This window comes from Bacillus sp. EA-CB0995 (genome assembly GCF_055814245.1).
Genome location: NZ_CP169269.1, coordinates 2,304,561 through 2,316,515, shown reverse-complemented (window position 1 = coordinate 2,316,515; position 11,955 = coordinate 2,304,561). Strand labels below are relative to the sequence as shown.

The 11,955-nt window shown below is 36.1% G+C and carries 7 protein-coding genes, 4 pseudogenes and 1 riboswitch; of the genes and pseudogenes, 4 read left to right on the top strand and 7 right to left on the bottom strand.

Annotated elements, in window-relative coordinates; genetic code table 11:
* Positions 1-30: 30 nt before the first annotated feature.
* The 5 genes and pseudogenes from ACEWFJ_RS12055 to ACEWFJ_RS12035 form a co-directional block, all read right to left on the bottom strand.
* Positions 31-459 (bottom strand): MarR family winged helix-turn-helix transcriptional regulator, encoded by a 429-nt coding sequence (locus tag ACEWFJ_RS12055; RefSeq protein ID WP_429718249.1) that lies wholly within the window; start codon positions 457-459, stop codon positions 31-33.
* 399 nt (positions 460-858) lie between these two features.
* Positions 859-1,323 carry an NUDIX hydrolase gene (locus tag ACEWFJ_RS12050; protein ID WP_473688627.1) on the bottom strand — a complete coding sequence of 155 codons (465 nt, stop codon included), beginning with the start codon at positions 1,321-1,323 and terminating at the stop codon, positions 859-861.
* Between the two features lie 74 nt (positions 1,324-1,397).
* A pseudogene (locus tag ACEWFJ_RS12045) lies at positions 1,398-2,038 on the bottom strand (FMN-dependent NADH-azoreductase).
* Positions 2,039-2,476: 438 nt separating this feature from the next.
* Positions 2,477-3,921 (bottom strand): annotated as a pseudogene (locus tag ACEWFJ_RS12040) (RNA-guided endonuclease InsQ/TnpB family protein).
* Positions 3,922-4,082: 161 nt separating this feature from the next.
* A pseudogene (locus ACEWFJ_RS12035) lies at positions 4,083-4,552 on the bottom strand (GNAT family N-acetyltransferase).
* A gap of 146 nt (positions 4,553-4,698) precedes the next feature.
* Between ACEWFJ_RS12035 and ACEWFJ_RS12030 the strand changes: the two are divergent.
* Positions 4,699-5,151, top strand: coding sequence for an NUDIX domain-containing protein (locus ACEWFJ_RS12030; RefSeq protein WP_473688625.1), 453 nt, complete (start codon positions 4,699-4,701; stop codon positions 5,149-5,151).
* A 31-nt stretch (positions 5,152-5,182) separates the two neighbouring features.
* Here ACEWFJ_RS12030 and ACEWFJ_RS12025 read toward each other — a convergent pair whose 3' ends face one another.
* Complete coding sequence (locus ACEWFJ_RS12025; protein WP_473688623.1) at positions 5,183-6,094, bottom strand: DMT family transporter; 912 nt, start codon at positions 6,092-6,094, stop codon at positions 5,183-5,185.
* 126 nt (positions 6,095-6,220) lie between these two features.
* Between ACEWFJ_RS12025 and pdxR the strand changes: the two genes are divergently transcribed.
* Positions 6,221-7,666, top strand: coding sequence for a MocR-like pyridoxine biosynthesis transcription factor PdxR (gene pdxR, locus ACEWFJ_RS12020; RefSeq protein WP_473688621.1), 1,446 nt, complete (start codon positions 6,221-6,223; stop codon positions 7,664-7,666).
* 119 nt (positions 7,667-7,785) lie between these two features.
* On the opposite strand, the gene ACEWFJ_RS12015 is transcribed toward pdxR, so the two are convergent.
* On the bottom strand, positions 7,786-8,589 hold the full coding sequence (locus tag ACEWFJ_RS12015) for a VOC family protein (RefSeq protein WP_473688619.1): 804 nt from the start codon (positions 8,587-8,589) through the stop codon (positions 7,786-7,788).
* A 347-nt stretch (positions 8,590-8,936) separates the two neighbouring features.
* Between ACEWFJ_RS12015 and ACEWFJ_RS12010 the strand changes: the two genes are divergently transcribed.
* Both ACEWFJ_RS12010 and ACEWFJ_RS12005 read left to right on the top strand, forming a co-directional pair.
* Complete coding sequence (locus ACEWFJ_RS12010; RefSeq protein ID WP_473688617.1) at positions 8,937-9,836, top strand: sulfite exporter TauE/SafE family protein; 900 nt, start codon at positions 8,937-8,939, stop codon at positions 9,834-9,836.
* A 306-nt stretch (positions 9,837-10,142) separates the two neighbouring features.
* A riboswitch (Lysine riboswitch) is annotated at positions 10,143-10,336 on the top strand.
* A 106-nt stretch (positions 10,337-10,442) separates the two neighbouring features.
* Positions 10,443-11,911, top strand: a pseudogene (locus ACEWFJ_RS12005) (amino acid permease).
* Positions 11,912-11,955: the final 44 nt, after the last annotated feature.

Genomic DNA, 11,955 nt, shown 5'->3' with positions numbered 1-11,955 from the left:
AATTCTCCCTTTTTCTGTCTAATGGTTACATTAGAATTCTTTTATATTTTTTTGAATGCGATTTAACATATTTAGAAGCTCATCACGTTCTTCTTCGTTAAAATCCTTTAACACAGAAGTGGCAAATCGCTCTTTTTCCTCTTGAAAGGAGTGAATTTTATTCCGACCAGCATCTGTTAAACTAACAAGGGTTATTCGATTATCATTCGGATTTTTACGTCTTGTAATCATTTCGTTAGCTTCAAGTTGCTTTAAATGCCGGGTAATTGCTGCATTGTCAATATTGATTTCTTTTTGAAGTGCTTTTTGACTCATTTCATCTACTAGATAAAGTTGATGTAAAAGTTCAAGTCTAGACTGGCTAATCCCCGTACAGCCTTCGAATTTCGAACTAATGTCTTTATTGAGGAAATGTAATTTATATAAAATAATTGCTTCTTTTGAACATGAATCGCTCAAATTACCACCCCTTTTTTAGGCTGTCTAAAAATTTGATATATCAATAATTGATATATCAAACAATATATGAATTTCATTTAAAAAGCAATAATTTTGTTTTTATCCTCTTTTTAATGGGCAGTTATCCCTTCTACTGCTCAAAATTATATTTACTATTCCCTCTGCTCACCAGAATTATTATTCAACTATATTTCCATATGTACAGCTTAGAATCGGATGTCTTTTATGCTAGACAAAACCTAATTCACTCTTCTTATTCTCCTCTAACCTATATCCAATTTTTAAAAGATAGGATTTCACAAAAAGAGACTGCCCCAAAAGGCACATATGTGCCTTTTGGGGCAGTCTCTTTTTATTTGAAATTATACATAACCTTAACGGTACAGAGCTGTCTTTCTTTTAATTTGTCACAATATGTTCTACACACTGCGGTAAATGATCTAGCTTTGTTTTTAAAAAGGCCGGTTGCGTATTAAAATGATGAATCTCCTCTAGTGGAACCCATTGAAACTCAAATTCTCGTCCGCCATCTTCTCTTATAAAAGAACCTGTTTTTGGAATAACACAATTCTCTAAATGCGTTTCATAGTAAAAACCTATTTCATGAAACTCATGATTATCATAAGTAAAAAACTTTTCAACAATCCATATTAATCGTTTTACATTTGCATCCACTTCTAACTCTTCTTTCATCTCTCGTTTAAGAGCAGACTCACTACTTTCAAGCATTTGAACTCGTCCTCCAGGTAGACACCAAAAGTTATCTCCCTTCCCGCGATGAAGAAGAACCTTTCCATTCTCTATACATACAGCTGCTACGCGATAATTAAAACGTTTCCCATTCTCTGTAAAAACAATATCCATCCTGATTCCCCCACTTATCTGATAAATAAAAACCCACAAATTCCATTATAAGAAATTTGTGGGTTTTTTTCTAATTATTCAAAAAAGCCTTTCGCAACTTCTCTCGCGTGTGCCATTGCTTTTTCTTTAATACTCTCTGCCTCATCTGGCGTTTGATTCATACCTTCTACAATAATAGATTGTACATCATCAATTCCAACAAAGCCCATAATCGCTCGAAGATAACGATCTCCAAACTCTTTTTCTATTGCTGGGCCTTCTGAATATATACCACCGCGCGCTTGAATATGAACGGCCCTTTTACCAGATAACAAGCCAACAGGACCTTCTTCTGTATACTTAAATGTTTTTCCTGCCATACAAATTGTATCAATGTATGCTTTCATAAGCGGCGGAAAGCTAAAATTCCACATCGGTGTTACAAATATATATTTATCTGCTTCTACAAACTGATCTGTTAATTTATTAATTGCAGCGATCTTACTTTGCTCTTCTGCAGAAAGATTTTCAAACGCTGTCCCTTTTTGTAGCTTTCCCCATCCATTAAGTACATCTGCATCAATATATGGAATATTGGTTTTGTACAAATCAAGATCAATAATTTCATCATCCGGAGCCCCGTGACGATATGCTTCTAAAAAGCTTGTCCAACTGAAAGTCCATATGATTGATCAGTTGGTTTCGGATTTACGGTAATGTATAGAACTTTACTCAATTGCTATCCTTCCTTTCGAAATATAAATTCAACCCTCCTTATATTGCCTTTTATCTTGATTTTTATTAAAAATTTTGTATCTGTTCGAAAGAATCCTCTTTAGCTTATCATGACACATACCGTAAAGTGCGATTATTTACTGCAAATTCGACTTCAAACTACATTGGTATTATATTTTTCAAGTGCTATCATGAATAATGTTGCTTTGCAAAAAAGTTAAACCGTTTATAAAAATGATGAACTGAAATATTTTATTATGATTAGAACAGACATTTCAGTTTATCTTCTCGAACTAACGAAGCAAGATTCTTAAGGAAAGTACAGTTATAAAAAAGCAGTATAACAATTTTATATCGTTTTGCTGCTTACATCATTTATGAAAACTCCCGCCACTTATCTCCTTCGGATCTTGAAGTGGGGGTTTCTCGTGTATCACCTTCAAGAGATGCTTAACACGAGTGGAGTTGACACAGCTGCCTGATGGCACAACCCCTCTATTCCATCGGCAAACGCCTTTGGAACTGCTTTTTTAAAATGTTATAGGAACCATTCACATCTGCGTTTAACAGAAGATTCTCTTTTGTACGATACAAGCCACGTGTAATCCGTTTTCCACTGAATATAGGAATATCTTCCTCACCGTAAGTGGGGATATCATCATTGTCTAAAAAGGATGCTTTACTTGTATACGATTCTTCCACTACTTGTACAGTAATCCCTTTTCGTTTTGCCTTATAGGTGATCATTTCAATAAGTAGATTGTGTGGGATATGGCAAAAAGATTGATTCTGTCGTTTTCCCATATCACTGTTTTGTTTCCATGATGTATTTTTTCCAATCACAATCATAGAGATCTCATGTTGAACTGCGAAATGAACAATGTGGTAACTGATTTTGTGAAAGAAATCTTTTATCTTGAGAAACCGTTTCTCATGAAGCCTCTCTAAGCGGTTTGATGTGTGTGGTCCTTCTTTTGGTTCTTTTCCATGACGAAGAATACCCAATAAATAAGCCTTTTTCTTGTTGTAGTATTGATTAATGCTTTTAATCACATTGCCCTTTACTAACACAGGAATGGCCCCTGCATTCGTTGTGATAGTTGCAATGTTATTGATCCCTAAGTCAATACTCATATAACGGTTGTTGTCAACATCCTCAGGTGCTGGTTCGGACTGTTCTGTCACAATTTCCACCTTAAACTTTCCATAAGCAGGACACACACGTACCTCTTTTAGATTGCCAATCCGCCCAAATAATTTACCAATATTTAATTTCATGCTTGTTTTCGGAAAACGAATGTACTTATCTTGGAGCTTACATACTTGATTTGTGAATACAATTTCTTTCATAGAAGATTTGATATAGTTTGGAATGCGAGGTCTGCCAGTAAAAGTGGAAGGATGTTTCTGATATGCTTTCATAGAAGCGAAGAATGATTTCCAGTTTTGATATAACTTCTTCATGATTGCTTGATTCGTTTGCGCTGGCAAGTTCATATAATCTTGTTGTTTCATTGTTTTAAACAAGCAATCTAGAAAGTTATACGATAGGAATGATTTCTCTTTTGTAGGGAATGCAAACAAATTACATTTGATTTCTTTACGTTCTTCTATAGGTTTTTCTTTCTGTTTTTGCACACGTTTTTGGTATGCACGAAGTTGATTTTCATTCATAGTTTCAATGTACACTTGTAATGTATGGAGAACTTCTTGTTGAAGTGGATGTAATGGTTTACCAACACGTAAGGCCGTATACACTTGGCGAACGTAGAAGTTTGTTGTATTGTAGAGATTTTTTGCACTTTGACACATTTCTAGGAAGTATGCGTACAATTTATGACCTTTCTTAATCCAAATTTGATAGGTTGCATATTCTTTTGTCATAATTTTCACCTCCTTCTTTCATGATACTACAAAACCCCAAGAAAGAACATACATTCGTATTTATATAAAAATATTTTTACGAATGCAATGACAATTCATCCCCACCTTAAACTGGGCAATGCCTTACACGTTTTGAAGGTGAGGTTTTCTTGCCAATTTTCCTATAAATGTTTTATAAATAACACTCGACTTCCACCCTGTCCATCATAATTTGTATGTACAGATATCCCCTCTATTTCACTATCTCCTTTTTCAATATCAAACCCTACATCACGATGAAATCGAATGGACTTTTGATTAACAGGAGATGTTACTGCTTTTACAACATGACGACCATGGAACCGAACGGCATCAAAAAAGGAGGAATACAGTGCTGACGCAATCCCTTGTCTTCTATATTTTGGATTCACACCGATGAAATGAACGTATGCTTCATCTGCAAAGGTTTGCGAAAAAAAGCCACATAAAAACCCTGCAATTTCATTATCCTTTTCAATAATAAAACTCGTTTCTTGAAAATGAACAAAAAAAGCTGTGGCAGCATGTCTGCCATCTGTCTCCCGCCCCACCAATCATTAATAACAGAATGAATTGTAATATAATCCTCAGGCTTTATTTTTCTAATATGCATATGTCATGTCCTCTCATTTCTCATTTATATGTATGTTATTAGCCATTGAGATTCACTTTCCTTTATAACTTAGAAATTCATTTTTGGTAAATTCGTATCATCATATGAGATAATACAATAATAATGAATGAAATTAGGTGAAAGATATGCACATGAAACCTTCTTTTGGCGAGAAAAAGCGGCATATAGAATACACCTCACGCCCGAGCTCTTATGCAATTATTTTTAAAGAAGGTACGAGTAAAATAGCCATTATCCAAAAAGGAGTAAGATATTTTTTACCTGGCAGTGAAATAGAAAATAGTGAAACAAAAGAAGCGTGCTTGCAACGTGAATTATTAGAGGAATTAGGCTGGGAAATTGAGGCGCACCACTATATTGGAAATGCTGAGCGTTACTTTTATGCCGAAAAAGAAGGTATTTATTATTTAAATGATGGCCATTTTTACATATGTAGCAAAATACGAGAACATCATGTTCCTACAGAAGATGTTTACATTTTACATTGGGTATCTTCTTCTGAAGCACAGCAGTTGCTTGTTCACGATCATCAGCAATGGGCCGTAAAGCAAGCAATCTTATTATGTAAACAAAAATGACCACTCCTCTTAGGACGTGGTCATTTTCATACTAACTTACCTTTTTTAAATTGAGCGCTGGCTTTTTCACTGTTCCTTTTTTCACAACGTATAACCCAGCAAAAATAACAAACCCACCAAACAATTGCATGATGTTCACCTGTTCGCCTATCGTTACAGCTGCAAATATAACCGCGAATAATGGAACAAGATACATATACACCATTACTTTTGTTGAACCAATTTTACTAATTCCAACGTACCACATTGCAAGTCCAAAAATCGTTGCAAATACAATAGAATATCCTAACGACCCCCAACTTAGCATATCACTCGGCCATGTTAAGGAGTCTACATTCATAATGCAGTATAAAACAAGCGGAACAATTCCTAATAACGTTGACCAAGCGGTTACTCGCATCGCAGAATATTTCGTAATAAGCGGCTGAGCAAGAATTGGATACCAGCCCCATGCAATCGACGCAACCAATCCAATTATATTTCCAAGCCATGCGTATTCATATGTAGACTGATTCGTATGCCCTGTTAATAGCACAAGCGCTGCCCCGCCAAAAGAAAGCATAGATCCGATTTGTATTTTCAGAGAAAAACGTTCTTGTTTATGCAATACAGCTAAAATCCCTGTAAAGATTGGAGACATTGCAATTAATAATGAAGCATTCGTCGCAGAGGTATATTTTACTGAAAGCATAAACAGCGTTTGATATAAAGTTGTCCCTACAATACCAACCACCAAAAGTCTCAGCCAGTCTTTCCTCTCTATACGTAATGAACGTTCCATAATAAAAGTAATAAGTAGTAATATTGGTGATGCAATTAAAAAGCGCATACTATTAAATTGAATGGATGACATATATGTCACTCCGTATTTTCCTATCGTATAGTTTGCTCCCCATACTAAAGCAACTGACATCAGGAGCCATTCCATTTGCCTTCGTTTCATCCAAATCTCCCCTTCCCTCATTTAGCATAGTAAAATTGGCACAATGCAACACCATCCAATTGGCTGTTTTTTCACCCAGCCAATTTGCTATAATAGTGATAATGAAGGAACAAGGAGACGTTACAAATGAAATGGAAGTTAGATTTAGATAGTAAAATCCCAATCTATCAACAAGTTGTTGATTATATTGAAAGGCGTATTATGTATGGAGAGCTTCCACCAGGAAGTTTTCTCCCTTCAGAGCGCAAGCTAGCAGAGCAGCTTCAAGTAAATCGAAGTACAATTACAACAGCCTATAATGAACTACGTGCAATGGGAATTGTTGAAAGTACAACTGGAAAAGGCACAAGGGTCAGTACACAGATGTGGGGTGTATCGCCGAAATTCGCACCGAATTGGAGCGGTTTTGTGGAAGGTGGGACATTTTTGCCTAACTTACCACTCCTTCGCTACATTCGTGAGCAAGTGCAGCAAAATGAAAATATCATTGATTTTGCAAACGGTGAACTTGGATGTGATTTGTTTCCGCATCAGCAATTACAAGCAATTTTACGCGAACAACCGTTAACACAATCATTAAGCTATGATCATCCACAAGGCTACCTTCCTTTACGAAAAATTGTAGCTAAATATATGAAGGAGCATTTACAAATTGATGCAACTGAACAATCAATTATGATTACTTCCGGTGCGCAGCAAGCACTGCACCTTATTGTGCAATGTTTATTAAATCCAGGCGATGCAGTCGCATTTGAAAGTCCGTCGCATTGCTATTCCTTGCCCCTTTTCCAATCGGCAGGCATTCGTATTTTTCCATTACCTGTTGATAAACATGGCATTCATCCAGACGATGTATACGAACTTTATCGAAAGCACCGGATTAAAATGATTTTCTTAAATCCCAATTATCAAAATCCAACAGGGACACTCCTTCATCCCAAAAGAAGGGAAACACTTCTATCTTTATGTGCCGATTTACGAATTCCAATTGTTGAAGATGACCCTTCTAGCTTATTAACATTAGAAAATAAAGAACAAACATGTTCAACTTTAAAATCAATTGATACAAACGGAACAGTCATTTATGTTCATTCTCTGTCTAAAATGATAGCACCAGGATTACGAATCGGCTGGCTCGTTGCTCCGCAGTCTGTTGTTGAACGATTATCAGATGCACGGCATCAAATGGAATTAGGTTTAAGTATTTTTCCGCAATGGCTTATACAACAATTTTTTGAAACAGTTCCATTTGAAACACATTTACAACAGTTACGCTATGAACTATTACAAAAAAGAAATATATTAGCAGACGCACTGCAATGCTCACTTCAGAAAGAACTCTCATTTTCTATACCAACAGGCGGAATTTACATATGGGGAAAATTAAAACAACCTATTCAAGAGAAACAACTTATTATGCAAAGTTTAAAACAACAAGTGGCCTTTATGCCCGGCAGTATTTTTGGTGCAAAAGATGATTATATTCGTCTATCATATGGAAAAGTAGATATAAATTATATTACTGAAGGGATCTTTCGACTTCAAAAAGCAATCAACTTTTGTTATTCGTAAAGGCTTCCAATATTACGATTGGAAGCCTTTCGATTTATACCAAAATTTTGTTTGGACAATTGCCGGCCAATTTGTATGCTCTGCTAATTGCTTTATTACTTCGTTCACCTTGATTCCTCTTAAAATATGTACATACCATTCGATATCTGATATACACTCGTATTCTCCTTGTCTCCTTGAAACTCTACAGCAAATGGTACCTCCCCGCAGTTCTGTAATTGATTCTGAACTACTCCATTCCCTATTGGTTCACAAAGTTGAATTGTTATTTTCCCAAGAGAAAAACTTCGAAATACCGCATTCCACTCTTTATTTATTTTTGGTGTACTCATTTCTATTTGCAATAACTCTTCCCATAGTTTGCTTGTTTCATTTACATTATTAACAGTATAAAACACTGTTTTCATTCCAATTACATGATTGTCATGAAATGAAATCGCTCCTTTTTTCTGTAAATCTGCTCTTCTTTTTTCATCCGATTCACCCCACTCAATAAAAAACGGGAATCTAGGACCGCCATCTTCCTGTTCAATGAATAGCATTTTCCAGCTTAATAAAGTACCATCATCTCTTAAACGGTTTCCCTCCAGCGGACCATTTATATGAAACCCCTTTTCCAACAATTGCTTAGCAAGTTCTTCTATATGTTCTGTACGCAGTGCAACTTGAAGCATCCCTTCCCCCATTTGCAACTTACGAACAGTTTGCTGAATGAGAGGGTTCTCTGCTCTGTTTGCAGCTTCTTTGTTCTGAACTGCTAAAAACTCAATATATGCCAAATCAAAATAACATAAGCTATTATATGTTCCCCAATTCGTATGCTCTCCTCCTTGAACTGTATGAAATCCGAGTATCTTCATTTGTTTTATTGCTTCAGCTGGAGAGCATTGAATTACGTGAACAAGATGATCAAACTGTAACATCTCCTCACCATCCTTACCTTTATCCTTTTTAGTGTATTACTTTTCGTTTATTTCTGGCAATTCAAAATTTTATTTAAAACATAGTTGATTTATATGATTAATATGTATTATAATAAAAAAAATTAGAATATGATAAAGCTGATTGGAAAACCAAAGGCTCTTTTCTCACTAGAGAAAGGAGCCTTTTTATTTTATCCCGCTACTTTTGGGCAGCAAGACCCCACCTTAAGATTCTGAGAAGTCAAAGGAGATAGGTGGGAGATAATTGTCCGTAAGAGCCCGATTGATTCAATTAACCATCAGTCCTTGATGGTAATTTCACTTTATTATAAACGGGGGTATTAAACATGCAAAAGTTAGTTGTCTTTGCTATCATTGGTTTCTTTGCTCAACTCATTGATGGAGCTTTAGGAATGGCTTATGGGGTAACATCTTCTTCATTATTACTCATGTTTGGAATAGCACCAGCTGTTGCTTCAGCATCTGTTCATTTAGCCGAAGTTGTTACAACTGCCGCATCTGGCATTTCACATATCCGCTTTGGAAATGTCGATAAATATACCGTTTCAAGACTGACATTACCAGGTGCCATTGGCGCTTTTGTAGGTGCTTGCTTTTTAAGTAACTTACCAGGAAATTTAATTAAACCATATATTTCAGTATTTTTATTCGTATTAGGTGTATATATCTTATTAAGATTTATTTTACAAAAACAAGTTGTTCAAACAAATAATAAACGCCTGTCTGGTAGGCAGTTAATCCCACTTGGCCTTTTTGCAGGTTTTGTAGATTCAACAGGCGGTGGCGGTTGGGGCCCAATTACTACTCCTGTTTTACTTGCACGCGGTAATGAAGCAAGAAAAGTTGTCGGTTCTGTAGATACGAGTGAATTTCCTGTTTCATTAGCTGCCACACTTGGATTTTTCATTTCTCTTGGCTGGGAACAAGTCAGTTGGTTTTGGGTGTTTGCTCTTATGCTTGGTGGTATCATTGCAGCACCAATTGCTGCGTGGCTAGTACGAATTGTTCCTTCTCATTTACTTGGAGTACTTGTCGGAGGACTTATTATTTTCACCAATATCCGTACGCTATTAACAACTTTTAAAGTAAATCAAAATATAATATTTCTTGCTTACATTGTGACAGGTCTTGTCGTTACAATTGCACTGATTATTACGACTCGTAATCAATCACAACAGACAAACAAAAAAATTGTATATAACAAACAAAAACAAGTTTCCCCATAAAGGGAAGCTTGTTTTCTTTTAGTCTCCTCTTCTACAATATATTTTGTCGAAATTTATTTGTCTCAATTTTCTGTAAATTTTAAAGGATTTTTGAACCATAATGCGAAACTATTGTATAACCTTTTTCATCAAGAGGTTACTTATTACATATTTTTTAGGATCGGGACGAATTTTGAAAGCGCTTTTCTAAAATAGCCGTTCTTTTTTCTCTTTTTTTCTACAAAAAAGTCCTTGCAATATTCTCAGAAACTCATTACAATTGCGATATATTAAAAATCATAGCAATAGAAAAAATCCTCATCAATCCGATGAGGTAGAGGTTGCGGCTTTTATTAGTAATCCGGACGAGACACAGAGAACGTCAATAACTCCGAATGAAAGGAAAAGCTGCCGAAGTTTATACTTCTTCTCTGGAAGTATATGCTGGGGCTGTTTTCGAATAGGAACAGAACTGTCACGTTTACAAAGTTACCGTGTAAACGTGGGGCGCTATCTTAACGGAAGGTATGATGGGGTGGCTATTTTTGAAATGCTCCGCTAAAGTCCTTTGGCGGTTTTTTTAATTCCCCCGCTCCTTCCTATCTTACAAGAAAAGGAGTGTTGAAAATGAACAGCGCAACTACAAAAGTTACCTCTACGTCTACAAATCAATCTGCACAAACAAATAGCGAACTAAAACGCGGATTGAAATCTCGCCATCTTACAATGATTTCACTTGGTGGTACAATTGGAACAGGTTTATTCCTAGCAAGCGGTGGTGTTGTCCACACAGCTGGTCCTGGCGGTGCTCTCGTCGCCTATGCTGCAATTGGTATTATGGTATATTTTTTAATGACAAGTTTAGCAGAATTAGCATCATACATGCCTGTAGCAGGATCATTTAGCACATACGCAACAAGATTTGTCGATCCAGCTCTTGGATTTGCATTAGGTTGGAACTACTGGTATAACTGGGCCATCACGATTGCGGCTGAACTCTCTGCAGTTACATTAATTATGAAGTTTTGGTTTCCAAATACACCTTCCCTTATTTGGAGTGCTATTTGTTTAGCTATTATGTTTCTTTTAAATTATTTATCTGTTAAAGGATTTGGGGAAGCTGAATATTGGTTTGCACTTATAAAAGTTGTAACTGTTATCGCCTTTTTAATTGTCGGTTTTCTTATGATTTTCGGTATTATGGGTGGAGAGCCTGTTGGTTTTAAAAACTTTACAGTTGCAGATGCACCGTTTAACGGCGGCTTCATGGCAATCATCGGTGTATTTATGGCAGCTGGATTCTCATTCCAAGGAACAGAATTATTAGGAGTTGCGGCTGGTGAAACTGAAGACCCACAACGCAATATTCCAAAAGCAATTCGCAGCATCTTTTGGCGAATTCTACTGTTCTATATTTTAGCAATTCTTGTAATTGGTTTACTCATTCCATATACAGACAAAAGCCTTGCAGCAAGTGATGTAACAGTAAGTCCATTTACACTTGTATTCGCTAAAGCAGGTGTTGCCTTTGCGGCATCAGTAATGAACGCAGTTATTTTAACAGCTGTTCTGTCTGCTGGTAACTCTGGTATGTATGCAGCATCACGTATGCTTTGGGATTTAGCAAACCAAGGTAAAGCACCTAAATTTTTAGGAAAACTAAATAATCGTGGTATACCTGTAAATGCATTGATTGCAACATCATTAGTTGGATGTGTTGCTTTCTTAGCTTCTTTTTCGGTGATGGTGTGGTCTATGTATGGCTCTTAAATGCTTCTGGTATGTCAGGCTTCATCGCTTGGATCGGAATTGCAATTAGTCACTACCGTTTCCGCAAGGCATACACTGCACAAGGAAAAGACTTAAATGACTTACCATATAAAGCAAAATGGTTCCCATTCGGTCCAATCTTTGCATTTGTATTATGTTTAATCGTTATTCTTGGTCAAAACTACGGTGCATTTATGGGAAAATCTATTGATTGGAACGGTGTACTCGTTTCATATATTGGTTTACCTCTTTTCTTAATACTTTGGTTAGGTTATAAATTTACAAAGAAAACAAAAGTCATTCCATTAGATAAATGTGAGCTTTAAAAATAACAACCTATCAACGAAAGTTGATAGGTTTTCTTATGTGC

What these genes read in the sequence shown, in the direction of transcription:
- ACEWFJ_RS12015 (WP_473688619.1), bottom strand. Translation starts at nt 8,589, where the DNA reads ATGTTACAGTTTGATCATCTTGTTCACGTAATTCAATGCTCTCCAGCT.
- ACEWFJ_RS12030 (WP_473688625.1), top strand. Translation starts at nt 4,699, where the DNA reads ATGCACATGAAACCTTCTTTTGGCGAGAAAAAGCGGCATATAGAATAC.
- ACEWFJ_RS12025 (WP_473688623.1), bottom strand. Translation starts at nt 6,094, where the DNA reads ATGAAACGAAGGCAAATGGAATGGCTCCTGATGTCAGTTGCTTTAGTA.
- ACEWFJ_RS12010 (WP_473688617.1), top strand. Translation starts at nt 8,937, where the DNA reads ATGCAAAAGTTAGTTGTCTTTGCTATCATTGGTTTCTTTGCTCAACTC.
- pdxR (WP_473688621.1), top strand. Translation starts at nt 6,221, where the DNA reads ATGAAATGGAAGTTAGATTTAGATAGTAAAATCCCAATCTATCAACAA.
- ACEWFJ_RS12050 (WP_473688627.1), bottom strand. Translation starts at nt 1,323, where the DNA reads ATGGATATTGTTTTTACAGAGAATGGGAAACGTTTTAATTATCGCGTA.